At 44.8% G+C, this 23,154-nt stretch carries 19 protein-coding genes, 2 tRNA genes and 1 riboswitch; of the genes, 5 read left to right on the top strand and 16 right to left on the bottom strand.

All coding sequences use genetic code 11. From position 1 onward, the window contains the following. Positions 1 to 54 precede the first annotated feature (54 nt). On the bottom strand, positions 55 to 1,740 hold the full coding sequence (locus tag LI091_RS12430; protein WP_265191199.1) for a B12-binding domain-containing radical SAM protein: 1,686 nt from the start codon (positions 1,738 to 1,740) through the stop codon (positions 55 to 57). A 376-nt stretch (positions 1,741 to 2,116) separates the two neighbouring features. Here LI091_RS12430 and LI091_RS12425 point away from each other — a divergent pair, with 376 nt between their 5' ends. Next, complete coding sequence (locus LI091_RS12425; RefSeq protein ID WP_021651802.1) at positions 2,117 to 2,797, top strand: Crp/Fnr family transcriptional regulator; 681 nt, start codon at positions 2,117 to 2,119, stop codon at positions 2,795 to 2,797. On the opposite strand, the gene LI091_RS12420 is transcribed toward LI091_RS12425, so the two are convergent. The 3 genes from LI091_RS12420 to LI091_RS12410 all read right to left on the bottom strand — a co-directional run bounded on the left by LI091_RS12420 (position 2,794) and on the right by LI091_RS12410 (position 5,970). Continuing rightward, a complete protein-coding gene (locus tag LI091_RS12420) occupies positions 2,794 to 4,617 on the bottom strand; it encodes a DUF6020 family protein (protein WP_227574209.1) in 1,824 nt (607 codons plus the stop codon). The two genes, LI091_RS12425 and LI091_RS12420, sit on opposite strands and share 4 nt — an antisense overlap. 101 nt (positions 4,618 to 4,718) lie before the next feature. After that, positions 4,719 to 5,018: a thioredoxin gene (trxA, locus tag LI091_RS12415; protein ID WP_021651804.1), complete on the bottom strand. Its 300-nt coding sequence runs from the start codon at positions 5,016 to 5,018 to the stop codon at positions 4,719 to 4,721. Between the two features lie 49 nt (positions 5,019 to 5,067). Further along, positions 5,068 to 5,970 carry an NAD(P)/FAD-dependent oxidoreductase gene (locus tag LI091_RS12410; protein ID WP_021651805.1) on the bottom strand — a complete coding sequence of 301 codons (903 nt, stop codon included), beginning with the start codon at positions 5,968 to 5,970 and terminating at the stop codon, positions 5,068 to 5,070. Between the two features lie 312 nt (positions 5,971 to 6,282). On the opposite strand from LI091_RS12410, the gene LI091_RS12405 reads away from it, so the two are divergent. Together LI091_RS12405 and LI091_RS12400 are read left to right on the top strand one after the other, a co-directional pair. After that, the gene (locus tag LI091_RS12405) at positions 6,283 to 7,467 is read left to right on the top strand and encodes an iron-containing alcohol dehydrogenase (protein WP_265191198.1); all 1,185 of its coding nucleotides are present in this window, start codon (positions 6,283 to 6,285) and stop codon (positions 7,465 to 7,467) included. A gap of 130 nt (positions 7,468 to 7,597) precedes the next feature. After that, a tRNA-Phe gene (locus LI091_RS12400) sits at positions 7,598 to 7,670 on the top strand. Positions 7,671 to 7,774: 104 nt separating this feature from the next. On the opposite strand, the gene LI091_RS12395 is transcribed toward LI091_RS12400, so the two are convergent. Continuing rightward, entirely contained in the window at positions 7,775 to 8,854 is a 1,080-nt protein-coding gene (locus LI091_RS12395; RefSeq protein ID WP_015524358.1) for a 3D domain-containing protein, read from the bottom strand. Between the two features lie 162 nt (positions 8,855 to 9,016). Between LI091_RS12395 and LI091_RS12390 the strand changes: the two genes are divergently transcribed. Both LI091_RS12390 and LI091_RS12385 read left to right on the top strand, forming a co-directional pair. Continuing rightward, positions 9,017 to 9,706: a lysozyme family protein gene (locus LI091_RS12390; RefSeq protein WP_144093867.1), complete on the top strand. Its 690-nt coding sequence runs from the start codon at positions 9,017 to 9,019 to the stop codon at positions 9,704 to 9,706. Positions 9,707 to 9,872: 166 nt separating this feature from the next. Further along, positions 9,873 to 9,945 (top strand) — tRNA-Gly (locus LI091_RS12385). 165 nt (positions 9,946 to 10,110) lie between these two features. Here LI091_RS12385 and LI091_RS12380 read toward each other — a convergent pair. From LI091_RS12380 to LI091_RS12330, 11 genes are all read right to left on the bottom strand, one after another. Beyond that, complete coding sequence (locus LI091_RS12380; RefSeq protein ID WP_015524356.1) at positions 10,111 to 11,295, bottom strand: phosphoribosylaminoimidazolecarboxamide formyltransferase; 1,185 nt, start codon at positions 11,293 to 11,295, stop codon at positions 10,111 to 10,113. A gap of 38 nt (positions 11,296 to 11,333) precedes the next feature. Next, complete coding sequence (locus tag LI091_RS12375) at positions 11,334 to 12,047, bottom strand: IMP cyclohydrolase (RefSeq protein WP_118609036.1); 714 nt, start codon at positions 12,045 to 12,047, stop codon at positions 11,334 to 11,336. A gap of 87 nt (positions 12,048 to 12,134) precedes the next feature. Further along, positions 12,135 to 12,216: riboswitch (ZMP/ZTP riboswitch) on the bottom strand. 97 nt (positions 12,217 to 12,313) lie between these two features. Continuing rightward, on the bottom strand, positions 12,314 to 13,030 hold the full coding sequence (locus LI091_RS12370) for a peptidoglycan recognition protein family protein (protein ID WP_244094831.1): 717 nt from the start codon (positions 13,028 to 13,030) through the stop codon (positions 12,314 to 12,316). A gap of 112 nt (positions 13,031 to 13,142) precedes the next feature. Next, the gene (guaB, locus tag LI091_RS12365; protein WP_015524354.1) at positions 13,143 to 14,597 is read right to left on the bottom strand and encodes an IMP dehydrogenase; all 1,455 of its coding nucleotides are present in this window, start codon (positions 14,595 to 14,597) and stop codon (positions 13,143 to 13,145) included. Positions 14,598 to 14,665: 68 nt separating this feature from the next. Then, positions 14,666 to 15,169, bottom strand: coding sequence for a DUF6106 family protein (locus LI091_RS12360; RefSeq protein ID WP_015524353.1), 504 nt, complete (start codon positions 15,167 to 15,169; stop codon positions 14,666 to 14,668). 113 nt (positions 15,170 to 15,282) lie between these two features. Continuing rightward, positions 15,283 to 16,902 carry a chaperonin GroEL gene (groL, locus tag LI091_RS12355; RefSeq protein WP_022426640.1) on the bottom strand — a complete coding sequence of 540 codons (1,620 nt, stop codon included), beginning with the start codon at positions 16,900 to 16,902 and terminating at the stop codon, positions 15,283 to 15,285. Positions 16,903 to 16,949: 47 nt separating this feature from the next. Beyond that, positions 16,950 to 17,234: a co-chaperone GroES gene (groES, locus tag LI091_RS12350; protein ID WP_015524351.1), complete on the bottom strand. Its 285-nt coding sequence runs from the start codon at positions 17,232 to 17,234 to the stop codon at positions 16,950 to 16,952. Positions 17,235 to 17,531: 297 nt separating this feature from the next. After that, positions 17,532 to 18,317, bottom strand: a complete 786-nt coding sequence (gene codY, locus LI091_RS12345) for a GTP-sensing pleiotropic transcriptional regulator CodY (RefSeq protein ID WP_015524350.1) — start codon at positions 18,315 to 18,317, stop codon at positions 17,532 to 17,534. Between the two features lie 145 nt (positions 18,318 to 18,462). After that, a complete protein-coding gene (gene topA, locus LI091_RS12340) occupies positions 18,463 to 20,535 on the bottom strand; it encodes a type I DNA topoisomerase (RefSeq protein ID WP_021651815.1) in 2,073 nt (690 codons plus the stop codon). A 75-nt stretch (positions 20,536 to 20,610) separates the two neighbouring features. Then, positions 20,611 to 21,498 (bottom strand): DNA-processing protein DprA, encoded by an 888-nt coding sequence (gene dprA, locus LI091_RS12335; RefSeq protein WP_265191197.1) that lies wholly within the window; start codon positions 21,496 to 21,498, stop codon positions 20,611 to 20,613. Between the two features lie 25 nt (positions 21,499 to 21,523). Next, on the bottom strand, positions 21,524 to 23,059 hold the full coding sequence (locus LI091_RS12330; protein ID WP_265191195.1) for a YifB family Mg chelatase-like AAA ATPase: 1,536 nt from the start codon (positions 23,057 to 23,059) through the stop codon (positions 21,524 to 21,526). Between the last annotated feature and the right edge of the window lie 95 nt (positions 23,060 to 23,154).

Here is a 23,154-nt window from a genome sequence, read left to right as displayed (position 1 = left end):
GCCAGTACCAGAATAACTGCGATGATCGCTGTGATCACTTTTCTTTTTTTCGGATCAAACATTCCCATAATTATCATTCACCTCATCTGTAATATCCGTTAATTGCGCATTGTTGGTCAAAGGATCCCTGTCTGTATAATCAAAAAGAAGCTTCTTTCCATCCCGGAACACCTCGATATGGGCGGTTTTCGGGATTTTTTTCGCTTTCCGGTAATCCCAGATCAGCCGCTCATACGGCTTCTGGTCTGAAGCAAAGGATGGCCTGCTCTTTAAATTCTCTCGAAGATAAAGATCCAGGAGCATTACATCGGAAAGTGCTTCCGACGGGATCTCTTTCTGTTCTCCGGCAAACTCCATAAGGATCTCATAGCGCCTCATCCTGGAATGAGAGATCTCCGAGTATCCTTTTTTCTCATAAAATCTGCCAAGTGCCTCATACATCCGGAAAGGATCGTCAAAATACTTCTCCAGAAATACAAGGGTATTTTTGAACTGCCCACTATTATAATACACTTCCACCATACTTTCCACCATTTTCAGCCTTAAAATCTCCCCGTAGGTCAGCCAGGCTGTGGAAAGTACCTCATAGGGTTCCCGATCCTTGTAAAGAATCTGATATTCCCCTGTCATTTCCATCATGTGTGAGCCCTTCAGCACCTTCAGAAAACCAAGCTGAAACTGTTCCGGACGCAGTGCGTAAACATCGCAGAAGGACTTGTGGAAGCTGTCGTATCCCTCATAGGGAAGTCCTGCGATCAGATCCAGATGCTGGTGGATATTTCCAAAGCTGTGGATCTGCTCTACAATCCCTTTCAGCTTTTCAAAATCCATGGTTCTACGAATGGCTTTGATGGTCTGAGGATTGGTGGACTGTACACCAATCTCCAGCTGGATCAGGCCCGGACGCATGGTTTTCATCAGCGCCAGCTCCTCCGCACGGAGAAGATCTGCTGAAATCTCAAAATGAAAATTGGTGATCCCGTTATCATTCTCCGTAATATACCTCCAGATCTCCATGGCATGGTCATGCTTGCAGTTGAAGGTACGATCCACAAATTTGACCTGAGGAACTTTATTATCAATAAAAAACTGCAATTCCTTTTTTACAAGCTCAATATCACGGAACCGAAGCTTCTTATCTATGGAAGAAAGGCAGTAGCTGCAGGAAAAGGGGCATCCCCTGCTGCTCTCATAATAAATAATGCGGTTTTTAAACTCTGTAAGATTGCTGTATGCAAACGGAACTTTACTTAAATCCATCAATTCCCGCCAGCCCGTGTGTACAATATCCCTGCCTTTGTTTTCATCACGAAAAGCTACTCCGCGGATCCCGCTCAAAGTTTCCTGTTTTCTTTCTATATAATAACCTGCCAGTTCATGGAAGGTTTCCTCTCCTTCTCCCACCATCACTCCAAAAAACGCAGGATTCTTTTTCAGAAATTCCACCGCATCGTAGGATACCTCCGGGCCTCCTGCCCAAAACTCCACCTGTGGAAGGATTTTCTTAAGATCCGGCACCAGCTCCCTGACAAAGGAAATATTCCAGATATAGCAGGAAAAGCAGACCACATCCGGCTGCTCCAGATAAATATCTTTTAAAATGTCATCCCTGATCTGATTGATCGTATACTCTTTGACCACAACCCTGGAGCTGTATTCTCCGGAACAGGATTTCAGGTTATATACCGCAAGATTGGAATGGATATATTTTGCATTGCATGCTGCAAGTAAGATTTTCAAATTTTATATTCTCCTAACTTCTGTCGGATAATTTCTTTCCCCGGCAGTTTTCATTATTTCTCTGTTGATCCTTTTCGCTTTATGATTATAACGTTCCCGCCACCGGATGTAAATAGAAAAACAGGGGTTACTGTTCACTGGTAATATTCCGCGAGGTGTTTTTTGTGAGCGAAGGTCACAGAAAACCCGAGACATACCGCGCGAATTTATGCGATCAGCATAAATTCTGTGCATCGCGAAGCGTGTTGCTGAGAACGGAGTGAACAGTAACAAACAGGGATTTCCCTCCTGCCGCAAAAATGCCGTTTTTGTTGTATTTCCATCCAAACAGCGTTAAAATGAGTACTATATATTTTTATAAAGGAGTAATCTTTTTATGGATCGAAACAGCTGTCTGAATTATTTTCAGGCGTTTCCCTTCTGGGAACATATGACGGAAGAAGATCGGAATTTTCTTCTTGATAACATTCGCGAGCTTCATTACCCGGCAGGTGCTGCCATACAGTCTGAAGAGCGCCAGTGCCTGGGAACTCTTTTTCTTCTGAAGGGAGTTCTCCGTGTTTATCTACTGTCCGCTCAGGGAAAAGAAGCAACCCTTTACCGTTTAAGGGACAGTGACATCTGCACTCTTTCCGCCTCCTGCATGCTTTCTGCCATTACATTTGATGTACAGATCGATGCAGAAACAGACTGTGATCTGCTTCTGCTTCCGGCAGTTCCTTTTTCCCGGCTGATGAAAAACAATATCTATCTGGAAAATTTCATCTACAAACGGACAACTGAACATTTCTCAGATGTGATCGCAGGAATCGAACGGACATTTTTTATGACCCTGACTCAGAGAATCGCAGCCTTTCTTCTGGATGAAGCTGCAGATACCGGTTCCGATGAGCTCGCTCTCACACAGGAAGCCATCGCCCGCTCCATCGGAAGTGCCAGAGAAGCTGTCAGCCGCAGCCTTAAAAAAATGAATAAAGACGGCTCTATCCAGATCTCACGGGGATCGATCCGCATTCTGGATAAAAGACGTCTTTATGAAATGATGAATACTTTTTAATTTGAAGATGTTTTAGGTGCCGGCTGCAGGATCCACCAGAACAGCATCGGCATAATAGTCATTACCGGCCACATATAACGGATCATCCCATTTACAGGAGACACAAGACATATCAGTATATTCAGCACCGGTATGGCAAAGATCAGGAGTTTTTTCCATTGCTTCTTCACCAGAAGATATCCCATCAGCAACAGAGTAAGCCAGGTATACGTTCCTGCACTTAAAATAAGTCCCAGGCCAGGTGCGCGCATCCATAATTCATCATAAAGCCGGAATATATACTGGATTTTTTTTGGCCCAACATAACTGACATCGATCCCGGATTTCTTCTGATACAGTTTATCTATGTAGAACCGGTACACGCCCTGCTGTCCTCTTCCCATATGGAACGGATCATTATAGCTGTAGGTGTTATTCAATGTCGCCTGGACATATACTCCCGGATGACGACAGAACATGGCAAACCAGGCTTTAAAATAATCTTTCATGTATCCATCCAATTTAGGATCATTATCATCATCTCTGAACCTGAATGTAATTTTCACAGGATCCGACAGTTCCGGATTATACTTCTCGGCAAGAACATCATAATCCAGGATCCTGTTGATCGCTTTCTTCTCACTTGCGGTTACATCATCCGGATATTCTCTCAGATATCGGGCAGTCTGCTGAAACGGTACCGAAAGCATTTCACATCGGGATCCAGGTGCCACGCCAAGGGCAGGTGCTGCCCCCTTTTCTACGCCCAGATAACAGGCAAAAACACAGACAGCTACAATAAATGCATATTTCCTCGCGCCCTTTACCAGGAAGAAAAACAAAAGGATCAAAGAAGGCAGGACCAGATGAATGCCATTATTTCGGGTAAGACAAACACTGATTCCCAGAAGAAATAAATATACTGCCTTTCTCTTGGAAAAGGAATGACAAATATCTATATACACTGCAAAATACAAAGTAATGACTGCCGTATATAATCCATCTTTGATCACTGCCTGGGCATAGCTTCCAAATATGGGAACAAATGCAAACAGCAGAACAGTACCAAAAAGTATCCATTTTGGAGCCTTCCATCTGTACAGATAGCGGACTACCGCACTGTAACACCAGATTTCCACAGAAGTAAACACAATGACGATCAAAAATACTCCAAAATTATAACACCAGATAGTTTTTCCAAGTGTCAGCAGTCCACCCATGATCATCGTCAGGACCCATGGATGATGATTGTCCAGCGGCATAGCTCCCAAAAATACATCCAGCTGCCGAAATCCATCTGCCGGGATCGAACCTGGGAGAAATGCCAGGATAAACGGTGTCCATCCAATGATCATAGATATCTTTGCCAGGCGGAACCACATTACTTCTTCCTCTCTGGCCGGGATACGCCCGCAGGCCTTTCGGAAGAACTCCATCTCAGGAATCCTCCAGAAATAAGTGATTCCCATATCACAGATAATATAAAATCCTATAAAGCATCCGGCTGAGATCAGGATCTGTTTCTTTGCGCCAAACAGAAAATCCCAGTTTCCATTTGTAAAATAAGAAGTTCCAAGAAGCATTCCCGCCGAAAAGATCACTGCCAAAACATGTGCCTGCCAGTTTCTGTATTTCCGGTAGCCCTCCCATCCTTTCACGTATAAAATAAGAAGCAGGATCCATGCAAGCAAGCCCGTGCATCCCAATCCATTATAAACATCGCTCATTTTTTCTACAGAAGTATTTCCATCCATTGGAAGGCCCGTAAAAGAAAAGGCCAGCGCTGTGATCATTGCCGCGATCACAGGCACTGCATTCTTTTTTATTATTTTCTCATCCATATTTTGATTAACCCTTGTCTAAATTTTCAGTAAGCCAACAATGCTCTGGAAACCGTTTCGGTTCCCAGAGCTGTATCTGTTTTTTCTGTTTTCTGTTTTGGTTACTGAAGCGCTGCCTCAAGCTCTGTCTTTGATGTCAGTCCCACAAAACGTGCGGTCTCTTTTCCTTCTTTGAATACCAGCAGTGTGGGGATACTCATGATCTTGTACTGCTGTGCCAGTGATGGCTCTTTGTCTACGTCAACCTTTCCAACCTCATATCCGGCTTCTGCAAGCTCTTCCACGACCGGAGCCTGACGTCTGCATGGTCCGCACCAGGTTGCCCAAAAATCTACCAGTACCGGCTTTTCTGCCTTTAATACCTCAGTTTCAAAATTGTCTGTTGTAAAAACTTTTGCCATGATAAAATTCCTCCTTGATCCTGTATTTATTTTTAGTATCAGCTTATGCTTACGCCTTCAGAAGCTTCCGCACATACTGACAGGCGGAAAGTCCTGCCTGGGCACCGTCATGAACAGCTTTTGCCACCTGGAGAAGTCCACCGGTGCAATCACCTGCTGCATACAGTCCCGGAACTGTAGTCTCCATCTCTTCATTGACCCGGATATTTCCTTTTTCATTCAGTTCCGCTCCGATCTGGCGGGCCATCTCCGAGCTTCCGGCTGTACCAAGTGCTACAAAGACTCCCTCTGCCGGCACAAAAGAATCTGCTCCGGTACCTGCTTCCTGCATGGACACATCACTTTTCAGGCGGATGCCGGAAACACGCTCATCCCCTTCGATCGCCTGGATCTTCATGGTGTTAACCGGAAGCGGATTTTCTCTTGAAAATTCCGGTTTCTTTCCATCTGTAAAGATCGTCACACGGGAAGCGGTATGAGAAAGTTCTTCCGCCTCGTGAAGAGCAAAATCACTGTTTCCAAGCACTGCCACTTCTTTTCCTCTGTAAAAAAATGCGTCACATACTGCGCAGTAGCTGACACCTTTTCCCTCAAATTCCTTTACTCCCGGAATCCTGGCAGAAGCTCTCCTGCTTCCGGTTGCCAGGATCACGCTGCGTGCCTCAAAATCTCCTGCGGTAGTTTTCACCTCAAAAGTATCAAAACCACCCATTCCCACAACCTGGGCATCCAGGATCCGTACTCCAAGTGCTCTTGCCTGGGCAAGACCTCTTTCGAAAAGCTCTCTGCCGGACAGCGGCTGTTCCAGTCCGTAATAGTTCTCGATCTTCTCCGCTTTTTCCAGTGAACCGATCCCTGTATTTATGATCAGCGGATCCATATTTCCTCTTGCCGCATAAAGTGCTGCCGAGATCCCGGCCGGACCTGCTCCTATGATAATGATATTCTCCATTTCAGACACCTGCTTTCTTCTTCGTTTGGATCTGTTCTATAATATACGCTTCGCATTGGTCTGTTTCTGTGATCAGGTCACTTTTCCTTCACAGAAGTCATTATACCACATTCCCCCAAAATTACACCTTTTTTTCAATAGCTTTTATTTGCGTCTGTTTCTCTTCTATGCTATTATTATAACGACTTTAAACCAATTAAATGAATCAAGATGATACCCCTGCGGGATCATAAATATCTGCTTGACCTGTAAGGAAACGGATTCCTTATATTTATCAATAGATCATGAATCATAAAAAGGAGCCTAATCTCTATGAGAAATTTTGAATATTTTACCCCTACCCGGGTTATTTTCGGAAAAGATACACACCTTAAGATCGGCACTGTTCTAAAAGAGCAGAACTGCAACAAAGTACTGATCCATTATGGCAGCCACAGTGCAGTAAGCTCCGGTCTGATCGATGAGATCCGATCTTCTCTGGATGAATCTGGAATTTCCTATGTCACTCTTGGCGGTGTGGTTCCCAATCCCCGTCTCTCCAAGGTACGTGAGGGTATTGAGCTTTGCCGCAAAGAACAGGTTGATTTTCTTTTGGCTGTTGGCGGTGGCAGCGTTATTGATTCCTGCAAGGCCATCGGCTATGGACTTGCCAATCCGGATACAGATGTATGGAACTTTTTTCTCCGCACCGAAACCCCAAAAGCCTGTCTTCCTGTAGGCGTTATCCTGACGATCGCAGCTTCCGGAAGTGAAATGAGCGGATCCTGTGTGATCACCAATGAAGAGGGCTGGCTGAAACGGAGTAGTGCCCGCAACGATCTGTGCCGCCCACGTTTTGCTATTTTAAATCCCCGCCTCACCTATACCCTGCCGCAATATCAGACCGAAAGCGGCTGTGTGGATATCCTGATGCATACTATGGAACGGTACTTTGTAAATATCGAAACCATGGAGATCACCGACAGTATCAGCGAATCTCTGATGCAGACCGTGATCTATAACTCCCGGATCCTGATGAAGGAGACGGATAATTATACTGCACGGGCAGAGATCATGTGGGCCGGCAGTCTTTCCCACAATGGACTTACCGGCTGCGGAACCGGCAGTGGTGACTGGGCCTGTCACCAGCTGGAGCATGAACTGGGCGGCACCTACGATGTGGCTCACGGAGCCGGTCTTGCCGCTTTGTGGGGAAGCTGGGCACGTTACGTTTATGATGCAAATCCGGAACGCTTTGCCCAGTTTGCAGTCAATATCTTTGACATTCCCTGCAGTATCGACTTCAACAAAACTGCTCTTGCCGGCATAGAAGCCATGGAAGATTATTTCCGTTCCATCCAGATGCCTACCAGCCTTCATGAGCTTGGTCTTGATCTTACAGAAAAGGAGATCCATGATCTAGCGTTTAAATGCAGCTTTGAAGACACCCGTACCATCGGTGTGTTCAAACAGCTGAACATGAAAGATATGGAAAAAATCTATCTTGCTGCCAGATAAATCTGTAGCCATAATATTGTAGATGTTTTTTTGAAAATCAGATTTTTCAGAAAAACATCTGCTTTTTTTATTTTTTCCTTGCATTCTCTACATAAATGTGTTAAAGTAACAAAGTACTCGAAAGAGACATGCCCAGATAGCTCAGTTGGTAGAGCAGAGGACTGAAAATCCTCGTGTCGCTGGTTCGATTCCGGCTCTGGGCATTATTTTTTTACTCTGATCGCAGAATAGCCTCTGCTGGTCAGAGTTTTTTTATACAAAAAACTGCTGCAAATCCCTTGTGGAATCTACAGCAGTCTTTTTCTGATCACTGAAGCAAATAAACTTCTGTATAAAACACGCCCTTCTGCTCTGCTTCGGAGTGTGTTGCCACATATACATCAATGCAATTGGTCCGGATCGCTCCTCCACAGTCCTCTGCAACATAAACCTGTCCATTGATCACTACTTTGGAACCGTATGGGATCTGACTCGGATCCACTGCGATCGTACGGTTGGTAGTGGCCGTTACTCCTGTGGAAGTAATTCCATTCGCCCATGGTCCGCAGCAGATGCTACACGGACAATAATGCGTGATCCGGAATGTTCCCAGTGGTTTTAGTGTCGCGTCCGAAGATACTGATACCGGCGTTCCGATCTGTACGCCAGCTGCGGTACTTCCGGATCCACCTGTGGAAGTTACACCATCCACCGCATCCGCAAAAACGCCCTCCCCGGAACTCTTGGTAAGGGATCCTGCTTTTGTATTCTTTTCCTGCTCTGCCTTGGCCACTTCCGTAGCCTGATAACCTTCCAGACAGCTGGTCGGAATATAGCCGACGTGATCTGAACCACTGTCATCTGTGTAAACGATCCTGCTCCAGATAGCATCTACCGTACCTGTTCTTTTCAGCTCATCATCCTGAAGGACCTCTCCTACAACCTCTCCGTCCTTCTTGCCGGGATAATCCAGGATATCACTGTCCTGTGCCGCTGTAACTGTATCCGTAAATTTATTTACGATCTCCGTATCACTGAGCACGCTATCCGAAACATAACCGATGATCTTGTCCTCACCTTTCTTTTGGAAGGTCACCTTGCTCCAGCCATTGTCACAGACTGCAACTCTTTCAAGTTTCGTTCCCAAGATCACAGAACGCAGTTCTGTACCACTGTCTCCCGGATTGGACCGGATTTCCGTATTTTTCGCTGTAACATAAAGCGTATCACTCTTCGCCAGAGCATTTACTGTATTTCCCGCCCCATCATCGATCTGAAACTGCTGAGGTGTTTTTTTCTCCTTTGTATATGTATCCAATGTTGCTTCATATCCCAGTACCTCTGCTGATACGGATGCAGGGAAAAGCATAGAAGCACATAAAATAACTGCCAGAAGCTTTTTTCGCATGAAATCTTGCCTCCTTTATTCCGGCATTCTACGGTTTGTCCCGACTATCATAGCATATCAGATCATATTTTGCAATTTCACAGGACAGTCTTCAGAAATTTTTAACAAAAAGATCATATTTTTTAACTGGTCAAATCTATCCGTAACGGATACAATACTTATATGAATATAAAACACAAGAAACCAACCCTTACTAAAAAACAGCGCCACAGACTCCGTGTACAGCAGGTGCGAAGGCAGAAGATCTTTCTGACATGTCTTTTTCTGCTGATCGTGGGCTGTATCCTTCTGCGTTTTTCCAAATTTTCCGGCAGGCAGGAGGAAGCCCATCAGATCAATGCAGCCTGTGAAGCTTATCGCGATGAGGTTTCCAGCGAAGCCGCACAATATGATATGTCCGACTATGTAGACCTGATTCTGGCTGTGATGATGCAGGAAAGCTCCGGGCAGGGTACTGATCCCATGCAGTCTTCAGAAGGAGCCTACAACACCAGATATCCGCAGCAGCCCAATGGTATCACAGATCCTTCTTACTCTATTTCCTGTGGCATCCAGGAGCTGAAATATGCTCTGGATAAAGCCGGCTGTACCGGTCCGACTGATCTTTCCAAGATCCGTCTGGCTCTGCAGGCATACAATTTCGGAGCCGATTCCTATTTTGCTTATCTGGAAGAAAACGGTCAGACTGTGTGGACGGCCCAAAGTGCTCAGGCCTTTGCTCAGATGGCAAGCGGCAACACACAACGTGATGAAGATGATCCCCTTCATGATCCTGCCGGTCCATGGGACTATGGTGACCAATACTATCCGGATCATGTTTTGCGCTATTACCACTTAGACAATAACTCATAAACCACCGAAATATTGTCATATACAAGTTCTATTTCAGATGTCTGGAATAAACTTTATATGTTGTATATAATTTCAAAAAAATTCCAAAAAACATTTGACAGAATATAAAATCTATGCTAATATATGTCTTGTCGCTGAGGGAAATACGTGAAGCGATAATGCATATGCGATAGTGGCGTAGTTGGTAACGCGCGACCTTGCCAAGGTCGAGACCGCGGGTTCGAGCCCCGTCTATCGCTCTTCAGAACTCTGAGTTTTTCAGAGTTCTTTTTTTATTTTTAAAACTATCCTTTTTCGATCAAAAAGTCCCGGGTCTGATCTCTTTTTTCCAGAAATCCAGATTCGGGACTTTATATTTTTTATCTTTTATTTCAACTGCATATCATGGCCAAGGCATGCATCTTTTAGTGGTGGAAAAGGCGGATTCCTGTAAATGCCATCACCATTCCATACTTATTACATGTATCGATAACTGCGTCATCACGTACAGATCCACCCGGCTCTGCAATATATTTTACACCGCTCTTATATGCGCGCTCGATATTATCACTGAACGGGAAGAATGCATCGGATCCCAGTGTCACGCCGGTAAGACCATCCAGCCATGCTCTCTTCTCTTCTTTTGTGAACACTTCAGGCTTCTCTGTGAATGTCTTTTCCCATGCACCATCTGCAAGGACATCCATATATTCCTCACCAATGTAAACATCAATGGCATTATCTCTCTCCGCACGTGTGATCGTGTCTTTAAACGGAAGCTCCAGTACCTTCGGGCACTGACGGAGGTACCAGTTATCTGCCTTCTGGCCTGCAAGGCGTGTACAATGTACACGGGACTGCTGTCCTGCACCAACGCCGATAGCCTGTCCGTCCTTAACAAAGCATACGGAATTGGACTGTGTATATTTCAGGATGATCAGAGAAACCTTCATATCTCTCTTGGCTTCTTCCGTAAGCTCTTTATTCTCTGTTACAATATTGGAGATCAGCGCATCATCAATTGCCAGCTCCTGGCGGCCCTGCTCAAAAGTGACTCCAAATACCTGTTTGTGCTCCAAAGGTTCCGGAACATAGTTTTCATCGATCTGGATCACATTGTAATTGCCTTTTTTCTTCTGCTTCAGAATTTCAAGAGCCTCCTCTGTATATCCAGGTGCGATCACACCATCAGAAACCTCTCTCTTGATCAGCATCGCGGTATCTTTGTCGCAGACATCAGAAAGAGAAATGAAATCACCAAATGATGACATACGATCTGCACCTCTTGCTCTTGCATACGCACATGCAAGCGGGGAAAAATTCTTCCAGTCCATATCATCTACCCAGTAGATCTTTGCCAGTGTCTCATTCAGCGGAAGTCCGATGGAAGCACCTGCCGGAGATACATGCTTAAATGAAGTTGCTGCCGGAAGTCCGGTTGCTTTCTTAAGGTCACGTACCAGCTGCCAGCCATTAAAGGCATCCAGGAAGTTGATGTATCCTGGTCTTCCGGAGAGTACCTGGATCGGAAGCTCACTTCCATCTGCCATATAGATCTTTGATGGTTTCTGATTTGGGTTACATCCGTATTTTAACTGTAATTCTTTCATGAAAAAGCTCCTCCGTTCTCTGTGATATCCCTATTTTCTTATTTATTCTTGTTTACGATCCTGGATTCATAATTTCCTGTCTCAATGTCAATAAAGCGAACAAAGAGAGAAACTTTATTATCCTGGTTCAGGCTCTTCCAGAGGAGATCCGCAAACTCATCAATATCGTTTGGGATCTCTACCAGCTTCGGCTCTCCCTCGAAACTTGGAAGTGGATTTCCATCGCATTTATAAGTATGGATAAAACGTCCCTGCCCTGCTGCCGCATTCTCATAGGCGAATGTATAACGAAGACAGGAATCCGGATTTCCGTTATTGCTCTTTAAAATAGACATCGCATAATTGAATTTACCGTTTTCAACATGAAGAACGCCTGAAATACGAGGTGTATAGTTCGGCGCATCCGGCTCAAACTCTCTGCTGCGGAGAGACTGTTCAAAGGTGAGCTGTCTGTCCATTCCCTCATAGATCGTATCTGTCTGATCACCGTTTGTTACGATGGTCTTATTTCCAAGGACACGTACCGGTGCATAAATGATCAGGCTCGGGTCTGTAAGCTTGGATGGATCAAAAGCCTGTGTACGGATTCCTTCCCCATCCTCAACAAAAATACGGTTTCTGCTGTTCTCGCTTCTTCCCATAATAAAATATGCAGTAACTGCATGTTTCCCGTCAGCGGAACGTCCGATCACAATTCCTCTTCCCGGATAGGAATTTTCTTTCAGTTCTTTTTCAAGTGAAAATGTCGTCATTTTTCACAGTCCTCCTTGTCTAATGTAAGGCCCGGGGCTTATCCCAGGATATGAACGGTAACAAAAAACCGCCTGGACACCCCCTTATCAGGCTGCCCAGGCGGTCGGCTTCTCACTTCACTGCACTCCCTGTAGGTAATCCTACTTTCCGCCAGTCATGCAGCTTCTGCTGTTATACTACAATACTTCTTCTTAATTTTCAAGCCCCTATTTTCAGAAATTATTTTTCCAGACTTCTTGTTGCTCACAAAATAAACAATAACACTTTATTTCCCCTGTAATGCATAATCTGTCTGGATCTGTGCTGCAATGTCTGATTTCATCTGGATCCATGCATCGGGATTTTCCACGTAATACTTCGGACAGTCTTTACCTGTGACATCATAATGACGGATCACCTGATCCGAAGTCAGTCCAAAGCGTGTACAAAGCCACGCTGTCAGCTTTACCGCCGAATCATAGGTTGCTGTATTAAACTGCCCTGTTTCATCCGGATGGCAGCATTCAATGGATATGGTATCTACATTTCTGGAATTTGTGGCATAGGATATTTCCGAAGTGGGAATACATTGTACCACTTCTCCCTCCAACCCTATCACAAAATGACTGCTGACTTTGTTGTCCTGCGTTGTCGCAAGATTTTCAAAATAATTCCGATTGGATACGGCAGTAGATCCCGGATTGGCCGTATAATGAATGGCTATATAATTTACCTGTTCGATAGAAATCTGTGGTCTAGAATAGGAATTCGGTGTCAGAAGCTCCACATCAATAAAAGGTGCTCCTTCTGCCTGCCATTGTTCCGGTCCGCCATTTCCGCTGGCATTCCCGGATATTTCTTCCTGTCCGGACTGAATTTTACTCTGTTCCATGCGCATCTCAAAAAATGCGTATCCTAACGCACACGCAGCAAAAGCAACGATCACAATGATACATATCAGCACAATCCTCTGCAGGATCTTGATCGGGTTCTTTTTTCTCAAAGACTTCTTTTTTCTTCTGGAAGACCCGGAGGAAGTTTTCTTTACGGAAACAGGCCGCCCGCTATGGGACGGCCTGGGTGACTTTTTACCGGTCTTACCTTTTTTTCCTTTATTATTCATCTACACTGTAGTTTGGAGCCTCTTTTGTGATGTGGATGTCATGTGGATGTGACTCTTTAAGAGATGCAGCTGAAATCTTGATGAATCTGCCTGTTGTCTTCAGCTTCTCAATGTTCTCTGCTCCACAGTAACCCATACCGGATCTTAAACCACCGATCAGCTGGAATACGGTATCCTCAACATGTCCTTTATACGCAACACGACCCTCAACACCCTCCGGCACAAGCTTCTTTGCATTCTCCTGGAAATAACGATCCTTGCTGCCATTCTCCATAGCTGCGATAGATCCCATTCCACGATATACTTTATATTTTCTTCCCTGATAAAGTTCGAATGTTCCCGGGCTCTCATCGCATCCTGCGAACATGCTTCCCATCATGCAGACATTGGCACCTGCTGCGATGGCCTTGGTGATATCTCCGGAATATTTGATACCGCCGTCTGCAATGATCGGGATTCCGTAGCTGTTAGCCACTTCATAACAATCCATAACTGCAGTAACCTGCGGAACACCAATACCTGCAACAACACGTGTTGTACAGATAGATCCCGGTCCGATACCAACTTTGACTGCATCTACTCCAGCCTCGATCAGAGCCTTGGTAGCTTCGCCTGTTGCAACATTACCTGCGATTACCTGAAGCTCCGGATATGTTGCCTTGATCTCGCGGACTGCTTTTAAAATGTTTTCTGAATGACCATGTGCAGAATCAATTACGATCACATCTACATTAGCCTTCACAAGCGCATCAACACGTGCAAGCACATTTGCTGTGATGCCAACCGCAGCACCACAGAGAAGTCTTCCCTGTGCATCCTTGGCTGCAAGCGGATACTTGATCTGTTTCTCGATATCCTTGATGGTAATGAGTCCTTTTAAATTAAAGTCATCATCTACAATGGGTAATTTCTCCTTACGGGATTTCGCAAGGATCTTCTTGGCATCCTCAAGTGTGATTCCTTCCTTAGCTGTGATCAGTCCTTCTGAAGTCATGCACTCCTTGATCTTTCTGCTGAAATCTGTCTCAAATTTAAGATCACGGTTTGTGATAATACCTACCAGTTTTCTGCCTTCTGTGATCGGAACACCGGAAATACGGTATTTCGCCATCAGATCATTGGCATCCTTCAGTGTATGCTCTGCTGAAAGATAAAATGGATCGGTGATAACACCGTTCTCAGAACGTTTAACTTTGTCAACCTCTTCTGCCTGTGCCTCAATGGACATATTCTTGTGAATGATACCGATACCACCCTGTCTGGCCATAGCAATTGCCATTCTGTGCTCTGTAACTGTGTCCATTCCCGCACTCATCATGGGGATATTCAGCTTTACTTTCTTGGTTAAATACGTTGAAACATCAACCTGATTCGGAATTACTTTAGAATAAGCCGGAACCAGCAGGACATCATCAAACGTAATGCCTTCACCAATAATAGTACCCATTGCATTTCCTCCCTTTGTGTAAGATATTTTAAATTTGTGAACTAGTGTAACAAAAAACAAGATTCATGTCAATCCAAAAAAACTTTACTCGGTGCAGAATTTTTCATGGTATTGGCAAGTTCATCATCCAGCTCCAGGATCACCTTGCAGGTTTCTCCGCTGTCTCTTACGATCATGGCATAGCGCTTATGATCCTCAATACCTGAAGAAAAGTCTATGGTTTTCATCTTCTGATTTCCGTTGTAATAATCCATTCTGTGGGATTTCAGAGGTGCCACAAGATCAGCCTCCGCAAGCTGAAGTGATTTTACTCTTTTCCTCTTTGACTTGGACATGATCATATCAATATCCAGTTCCCCGTTAACAAACAGATATTCATATTCCAGGTCTGTTTTCGGAATTACAAAATAGCATGCAACACCAAGAGCGATAGCCGGAACCAGAAGAAGTGCATTCAGCACCAGACCTCCCAGAACCATGATCACGGTCAGTGCAATAAGACCGTATTTTATAGCAAGATCCTTCCCTGTCTGTTTCTTCTTTACCAGAAGTTCTGAATATAAGTCACTCATTTGCTTCTTCCTTTCGTAATTTACTGATTTCTTTTGATTATAACACAAAAAGAGAGCCGCGTCCATGACGCAGGCCCTCTCATTTTGTAAATTATTTACCTGCCTGCTTGAAATTACATCATTCCCATTCCCGGGTTTGGTGCCGGAGCAGGAGTATCCTCTTTGATCGTAGAAACTACAGCCTCTGTTGTAAGAAGTGTAGATGCAACACTTGTTGCGTTCTGAAGTGCACTTCTTGTAACCTTTGCAGGATCAAGGATTCCATTCTCAACCATGTTTACATATTTCTCATTCAGAGCATCAAAGCCTGTACCTACCTCAGACTCTCTTACCTTGTTGATGATAACAGCGCCTTCCAGTCCTGCGTTTGCAGCAATGTGGAACAACGGAGCCTCAAGGGCTTTCAGGATCACATAAGCACCTGTCTTCTCATCTCCCTCAAGTGTTGCTGCAAGTTTTGCAACCTCTTTGGAAGCATGGATATAAGCAGAGCCGCCGCCTGCGATGATACCTTCCTCAACAGCTGCTCTTGTTGCTGCAAGAGCATCCTCAAGACGAAGCTTTGCTTCCTTCATCTCTGTCTCAGTAGCAGCACCTACACGGATAACAGCTACGCCGCCTGCCAGTTTTGCAAGTCTTTCCTGAAGTTTTTCTTTATCAAACTCGGATTTTGTCTCCTCGATCTGCGCACGGATCTGAGCAACACGTTTTGCGATGGCATCTTTGTCGCCAAGGCCGTCAACGATAACTGTATTCTCTTTTGCAACCTTAACGGATTTTGCACGTCCGAGCTGCTCCATTTTAGCTTCCTTCAGATCAAGACCGAGCTCGTCAGAGATCACCTGTCCGCCTGTCAGGATCGCGATATCCTGAAGCATCTCTTTTCTTCTGTCACCATAGCCAGGTGCTTTAACAGCTACTACCTGGAAGGTTCCTCTCAGTTTGTTAACGATCAGGGTTGTGAGAGCCTCACCCTCAACATCTTCTGCAATGATGAGAAGCTTTGCACCAGCCTGAACAACCTGCTCAAGAAGCGGAAGGATCTCCTGGATGTTGCTGATCTTCTTATCTGTGATCAGAATATACGGATCATCAAGAGTTGCCTCCATCTTCTCCATATCTGTAGACATATATGCGGAAATATATCCACGGTCAAACTGCATACCTTCAACAAGGTCAAGCTCTGTATGCATGGTCTTGGACTCCTCAACAGTGATAACACCATCCTTGGAAACCTTCTCCATAGCATCTGCAACCAGCTGTCCAACCTGCTCATCACTTGCAGAGATTGCGGCTACATTAGCGATCTGAGCTTTTCCGTTGATTGCCTGGCTCATGTTCTTGATTGCTTCTACTGCAACATCTGTTGCTTTTTTCATTCCTTTTCTGAGGATGATCGGGTTCGCTCCTGCTGCCAGGTTCTTCATTCCCTCATGTACCATTGCCTGTGCAAGTACGGTTGCTGTTGTAGTACCATCACCAGCTACATCGTTTGTCTTAGATGCAACCTCTTTGATAATCTGAGCACCCATATTCTCGAATCCGTCCTCAAGCTCGATCTCTTTTGCAATGGAAACACCATCGTTTGTGATAAGCGGAGCACCGAAAGATTTGTCAAGTACTACATTTCTTCCTTTCGGTCCAAGTGTTACTCTTACTGTATCTGCAAGTTTATTTACACCAGCTTCAAGTGCTGCTCTTGCTTCTGCGCCGTATTTGATCTCTTTTGCCATGATAAAATGACCTCCTATTTATATTGATATACGATAAGATGTTTATATTATTTAATGATTGCCAGGATATCTTCCTGCTTTACAATAATATAATCCGTTCCATCCATCTTTACTTCTGTTCCTGCATATTTGGAATAGATAACAGTATTTCCGACTTCTACTTCCATTTTTACTTCTTTTCCGTTTACAACTCCGCCAGGTCCAACTGCAATAACCTCTGCCTGCTGTGGTTTCTCCTGTGCCTGTCCCGGAAGCACGATTCCGGATGCTGTTGTCTCTTCTGCTTCAACCTGTTTTAATACTACTCTGTCGCCTAAAGGTACTAACTTCATGATCTATGTTCCTCCTTTATAAGTTCCATCTTTGCCTGCTAGCACTCACTTTATACGAGTGCTAATCACTATGGCTATATTAGTGAATTTCACATATTTTCGCAACCCTTTTAAGATATGGTTTTTCTGTATTATTCTGGTTTTATCTCTTTTATACTCTTATTTTCTCTTGTTTTCTTAATTTCATTATTTATTTTGATTTTATGAAACAGACAAAAAAGAGACTCCCACGATAGCGGGAAGTCTCTTTTGTCACGTTCTTTATCTTATATCAAGCATCTGACAGTGCTGATCACATTATGCCTTCTTGCTTCTCTGTGCTTTTATCTCTTCAAGCTCATCAAAGATCACTTCATTAAGAACTTTAATGTAAGTTCCCTTCATACCGGATGAACGGGATTCGATCACACCTGCACTCTCGAATTTACGCAGTGCATTTACGATCACGGATCTGGTGATACCTACACGGTCAGCGATCTTGCTGGCAACCAGGATACCCTCATCCCCATCCAGCTCATCAAAAATATGGATGATCGCCTCAAGCTCTGAGAAGGACAGTGTACTGAATGCCGATTTAACGATCTGCTGTTTTCTGTCTTCTTCTGCGTTCTCGTCATGAACCGCACGCATCATTTCCAGGCCAACAACTGTTGTACCATACTCGCTGACGATAATATCCTCAATATCATAGGGATGATCATTGCGGTACATGAATAACGTTCCCAGTCTCTCACCTGCAATATCGATCGGATTCACGATTCCCTGATAATTTCCGGGTACATGCTCAAAGCCAAGTGTCTGGAGATTGACATTCTCCTTTGTGGAAAGAACACCAAGAAATCTCTCATTCAATAACGGGTCGATATGTCCGCCGATCTTGTCATCGATCAGCTCTGTGATCTCATCCACACCCGGGCAGATACTGACTCCCAGAACCTTACCTTTCTTACTGAGTACCAGGATATTGGAACTTAAGGTTTCCATGAGCACCTGGCAAATGTCGTTAAACACTACCTTGCTTGAGCTGCTGTTATGCAGAAGCTTATTGATTTTTCTAGTTTTATCTAGCAACTGAACGCTCATTTTTCCTCCTTTCACTTTCGTACCTTGAAAGAAATCGTTTTTCTAGTCTAATATTACACGTTATTCTGGAAATTTACAAGACTTTTTTATATTTTTTTATTTTTAACGGGATTTTCTGAAAATTGGTGGAAAAGCATTTATTCAATCAATCTTCATCTTTTGGTTTTTGTTCCACATATCCGCAGGTTTCCTGGCTGCAAACCAGCTTATTTCCCTTTTCGAGCATATAATTACCACATTTCGGACATTTCTTTGCAGAAGGTTTCTGCCAGGACATAAAATCACATTCCGGATTATTCTCACATCCGTAATATTTTCTGCCTTTTTTCGTTTTTTTCATGACAATTTCGCCGCCGCACTTCGGACATGCAACACCGATCTTCTCATAATATGGTTTTGTATTACGGCAGTCCGGAAATCCGGGGCATGCAAGAAATCTTCCATGAGGACCGTACTTGATCACCATGTTGCGGCCACAGTTGTCGCAGATCACATCCGTAACCTCATCCTGTATATCAACTTTCTCAAGCTCTTTCTCAGCCTCATCCACATCATGCTTCAGATCCGGATAGAAGTTACGTACAACCGTTTTCCACTGTACAGTACCTGCTTCCACGCAGTCCAAAAGTCCCTCCATAGTTGCTGTAAAGTTTACATCCACAATACTTGGAAAAGCCTGTTTCATAATATTATTAACAACCTCTCCAAGCTCTGTGACGTAAAGATTTTTCTGTTCCTTGGATACATAGCGTCTGCTGATGATCGTTGTGATGGTCGGCGCATACGTACTTGGACGTCCGATTCCAAGCTCTTCCATAGTCTTTACAAGTGAAGCCTCTGTGTAATGTGCCGGCGGCTGTGTAAAATGCTGCTCCGGCTTCAGTTCTTTCAGCTTCAGCTCCATACCCTTTTCCAGACTTTGACTTAAAACATTGCCCTTTTTGTCATCGCCCTCTTCTGTGTACACAGACATAAAGCCATCAAAGGCAACCTTGGATGCTGCAACCGTAAACACATACTCACCTGCTCCGATCTTGACAGACGTGGTCTCATAACGTGCCGGTGCCATTCTGCTCGCCGCAAAACGTCTCCAGATCAGCTGATATAAACGGAACTGATCCCTGGTCAGGGATTCCTTCACCAGAACTGGTGTCCTCGCAATATCTGTAGGACGGATCGCCTCATGAGCATCCTGTATCTTCTGTCCGTTTTTGATTGCCTTCTCTGTCTGAGAAACATAATCCAAACCATACTGCTCAGAAATATAAGTTCTTGCTGCTGCATCTGCTTCCTCTGAAATTCGAGTAGAATCTGTACGCAGATAGGAGATCAGACCTACCGTACCACTGCCTTTTACATCCACACCTTCATATAACTGCTGTGCCAGGCGCATAGTCTTCTGCGTAGAAAAATTCAGTGTCTTGGCAGCTTCCTGCTGCAGAGTACTTGTGGTAAACGGAAGGGGAGCGTTTTTGATTCTCTCGCCTTTTTTTACTTCTGTGATCTCATATTTACAGTCTTCCAGACTTTTCAGGATCTCATCCATTTCCTGACGGTTTCTGATCGGAAGTTTTTTATCTGTTCCATAGAACTTGGCTGTCAACGGTTTCTTCTCACCCTTTACCTGAAATTCACCCTCCAGGCTCCAGTATTCTTCAGGAATGAATGCATTGATCTCATCTTCTCTGTCACAGATGATACGCAGTGCCACAGACTGTACACGGCCTGCACTTAAGCCTCTTTTTACCTTGGCCCAGAGCAGCGGACTGATGGTATAACCTACCATACGATCCAGCATACGCCTTGCCTGCTGTGCATCTACCAGATTCATGTCCAGTTCCCTGGCCTGCTTGATGGACGCCTTAACTGCTGTTTTTGTTACTTCATTAAATGTGATCCTGTGCATCTTTGCAGTATCTGTCTTCAAAGCCTGCATCAGATGCCAGGAAATTGCTTCTCCCTCACGGTCAGGGTCAGTTGCAAGATAGATCTTATCTGCTTTTTTTGCTTCTTTACGAAGTTTTGCAAGAAGCTCACCCTTTCCCCGTATTGTAATATACTTCGGTTCAAAATCATTGTCCACGTCAATACCAAACTGGCTCTTGGGAAAATCCCTCACATGACCGTTGGACGCTTCTACTGTATAATTTGCCCCCAGAAATTTCTTTACTGTCTTCATTTTAGCAGGTGACTCTACTATCACCAGATTTTTGGCCATTTTACCTCTCCTAATCTCATTCTGCCTTCCTGTCCGGCTTAAAAACTCCTGCTAAATCTCCGGGCAAAAAAGCATTTATTCAAGTCTGATATAATACTGTCTCCCGGTTTCCTTCACAAGCCCCATCAAAATAAGCTGTCCCAGGATCCCGGCTGTTTTTCCCGGTGAAAAACCGGTTTTTCTGATAATATGATCCAGATTTTTTGGTCGTAAATCGAGACAACTATACACCAAATCCAAATCCGTTGCAAGTCCTAACTTGCTTTTTTCAGACAAATTTGTCTTTTTTTTCACAGATAATCCCCACTCATCCAGAAGTATTTCCGGAGAGTATGCAATTCCTGCTCCGTCGTAGATCAGCTTGTGACAGCCTCGGCTCAGCGCATCATTTACTGCTCCCGGAATGGCGTATACCATCTTCCCCTGTTCCAGTGCACAGGTAGCTGTGATCAGTGATCCGCTCTTTTCTTTTGCTTCCACCACAAGCACCAGATCTGCCAGTCCGCTGATGATCCGGTTCCTTGCCGGAAAATAATATGCCCTGCCTTTGGTACCTGGTTCATATTCGCTGATGATCCCTCCGTTTTTTTCGGGGATTCTCCGGTAAATACCTCTGCTGGATGAAGGATAACAGATGTCCACACCATTTCCCAGCACGGCAAAGGTCGGGGTACCACCTTCCAGAGCACCCTTGTGGCCCTCAGCATCAATGCCGGCCGCCATACCGCTGATCACCTGTACCCCATGTTCGCTTAAGAATTTTCCGTAATTAAAGGCCTGTATCCGTCCGTAAGGACTGCACAGCCTTGCTCCCACGATCGCCGCTGTAGGTTTGGCATCATCCGGAAAGCTTCCAATGTAATATAATTGTTTTGGCATACCAGGAAGTTCCTTAAGTCTTGCCGGATAAACACTACTGTCCTTCCGGGCACACCGGATCCTTGTTTGCTGTATTTCTTCCATATAAAATACCTTCCTTTTTTCTGTTTTATGACCAGTATTTCTTGTCATATGCCCGGTAAGCCAACGCCTCGCAGATATGTTCTTCCTTTATCTTTTCGGAAGATTCCATATCCGCGATGGTCCTGGCCGTTTTCAGGATCTTATGATATGCTCTGGTACTGAATTGAAACTGCTCATATGCCTGCTCCAGAAGTTTGTCTGCCCCTCCCGTCATTACACAGTATTTTTCCAGTTTTCTTCCGTCAAGCTCCCCATTGAAGCAAAATTTTTCCTTTTTGTAACGTTCTCTCTGGATCTCCTGTACTGCTTCCACCCTCTTTCTTATTTGCGCAGAGGATTCCCCTGCAATTTTCTTTTTCATTTTTGAAAAACTCACTGCCGGAACTTCTGTGCAGATATCAATACGCTCCAGGAGAGGCTGGCTGATCTTTCCAAGATAATGCGTGATCTCCCCTGACGTACAACGACATCTGTTCATATCCGGGTAAAATCCGCAGGGACAGGGATTCATCGCTGCCGCCAGCATAAAACTGGCCGGAAAAACATAGGTTCCTGCAGCTCTGGACAGATGGATCTCCTTATCTTCCAGCGGCTGACGCAGGATCTCCAGGCTTTTTCTGGAAAATTCCGGCATCTCATCCAGAAAAAGAACACCTCTGTGTGCAAGAGTGATCTCCCCCGGCCCCGGTATCCTGCCGCCACCTGCCAAAGCCTGAGGGGAACTGGTATGATGCGGACTTCGAAAAGGCCTCTGCCGGATCAGCGGATCTTTTTCCGTGAGAAGTCCTGCCACACTGTATACCTTGGTGATCTCCAGGCTTTCCTCAAATGTCATCTCCGGCATAATGGTAGGCAGACGTCTTGCCAGCATGGTCTTTCCGGATCCTGGCGGTCCGATAAAAAGAATATTATGAAAACCGCTCACTGCGATCTCTGCCGCCCGCCTGGCTCCTTCCTGCCCGCAGATGTCCGCAAAATCAACCTTTGGTATTTCCGGTTTGTTTTCTGTTTTTTCTTTTTCCTGATACGCAGCTGTATAAGTGTTTGGGTCTCTCAGACACCGGATCATGTCATTCAGACTTTTTACTCCAAACACCGGCATATCCTTCACCAGATTCCCCTCCCGGATGTTTTCCTCCGGAATAACGCAAAAGCGTAAGCCCAGCTCTCTTGCGCGGATCACCCGAGGCAAAACTCCGGCAACCCCATGGATCTCTCCATTCAGACTGATCTCTCCTACGATCATAACTCCTTCCAGAAGATCCGGTTCCAGAATTCCGGCAGCCGCAAGTACTGCAGCCGCCACAGGCAGATCAAAACCGGCTCCTTCCTTTTTCATATCGGCAGGTGCAAAATTTACAGTTACTTTTTTTGGTGGCAGACAAAGCCGGTTGTTCTTAAATGCAGTCCGGACTCTTTCCTGGGCCTCTCTCACCTGGGCAGAGGGAAATCCTACCATAGCAAAAGAAGGCAGACCATCACTGACATCTGCCTCAACCTGGATCTCACGTACTTCCATTCCGTAGATCGCTGCTGATAAAACACTCGCAAACAAATACATTCCTTTCTGCGAAAAAACGGATCCCGATCTTCCATCTTTTCGTCTTTTCAGGTCAGGCGGATATTCGAAATCCGCATTGGTTAAAAACAAGGGAA

The sequence above is a fragment of the Blautia sp. MSK20_18 genome, assembly GCF_020553125.1.
GTDB classification, from domain to species: domain Bacteria; phylum Bacillota; class Clostridia; order Lachnospirales; family Lachnospiraceae; genus Blautia_A; species Blautia_A fusiformis.
Note: the sequence above shows the minus strand (reverse complement) of the source record. Positions and strands in the feature narration are given on the sequence as shown.

What these genes read in the sequence shown, in the direction of transcription:
- groES (WP_015524351.1), bottom strand. Translation starts at nt 17,234, where the DNA reads ATGAAGTTAGTACCTTTAGGCGACAGAGTAGTATTAAAACAGGTTGAA.
- topA (WP_021651815.1), bottom strand. Translation starts at nt 20,535, where the DNA reads ATGGCCAAAAATCTGGTGATAGTAGAGTCACCTGCTAAAATGAAGACA.
- LI091_RS12395 (WP_015524358.1), bottom strand. Translation starts at nt 8,854, where the DNA reads ATGCGAAAAAAGCTTCTGGCAGTTATTTTATGTGCTTCTATGCTTTTC.
- guaB (WP_015524354.1), bottom strand. Translation starts at nt 14,597, where the DNA reads ATGGGTACTATTATTGGTGAAGGCATTACGTTTGATGATGTCCTGCTG.
- LI091_RS12390 (WP_144093867.1), top strand. Translation starts at nt 9,017, where the DNA reads ATGAATATAAAACACAAGAAACCAACCCTTACTAAAAAACAGCGCCAC.
- trxA (WP_021651804.1), bottom strand. Translation starts at nt 5,018, where the DNA reads ATGGCAAAAGTTTTTACAACAGACAATTTTGAAACTGAGGTATTAAAG.
- LI091_RS12425 (WP_021651802.1), top strand. Translation starts at nt 2,117, where the DNA reads ATGGATCGAAACAGCTGTCTGAATTATTTTCAGGCGTTTCCCTTCTGG.
- LI091_RS12420 (WP_227574209.1), bottom strand. Translation starts at nt 4,617, where the DNA reads ATGGATGAGAAAATAATAAAAAAGAATGCAGTGCCTGTGATCGCGGCA.
- LI091_RS12360 (WP_015524353.1), bottom strand. Translation starts at nt 15,169, where the DNA reads ATGAGTGACTTATATTCAGAACTTCTGGTAAAGAAGAAACAGACAGGG.
- LI091_RS12330 (WP_265191195.1), bottom strand. Translation starts at nt 23,059, where the DNA reads ATGTATTTGTTTGCGAGTGTTTTATCAGCAGCGATCTACGGAATGGAA.
- LI091_RS12405 (WP_265191198.1), top strand. Translation starts at nt 6,283, where the DNA reads ATGAGAAATTTTGAATATTTTACCCCTACCCGGGTTATTTTCGGAAAA.
- LI091_RS12375 (WP_118609036.1), bottom strand. Translation starts at nt 12,047, where the DNA reads ATGACGACATTTTCACTTGAAAAAGAACTGAAAGAAAATTCCTATCCG.
- LI091_RS12410 (WP_021651805.1), bottom strand. Translation starts at nt 5,970, where the DNA reads ATGGAGAATATCATTATCATAGGAGCAGGTCCGGCCGGGATCTCGGCA.
- LI091_RS12380 (WP_015524356.1), bottom strand. Translation starts at nt 11,295, where the DNA reads ATGAAAGAATTACAGTTAAAATACGGATGTAACCCAAATCAGAAACCA.
- codY (WP_015524350.1), bottom strand. Translation starts at nt 18,317, where the DNA reads ATGAGCGTTCAGTTGCTAGATAAAACTAGAAAAATCAATAAGCTTCTG.
- dprA (WP_265191197.1), bottom strand. Translation starts at nt 21,498, where the DNA reads ATGGAAGAAATACAGCAAACAAGGATCCGGTGTGCCCGGAAGGACAGT.
- groL (WP_022426640.1), bottom strand. Translation starts at nt 16,902, where the DNA reads ATGGCAAAAGAGATCAAATACGGCGCAGAAGCAAGAGCAGCACTTGAA.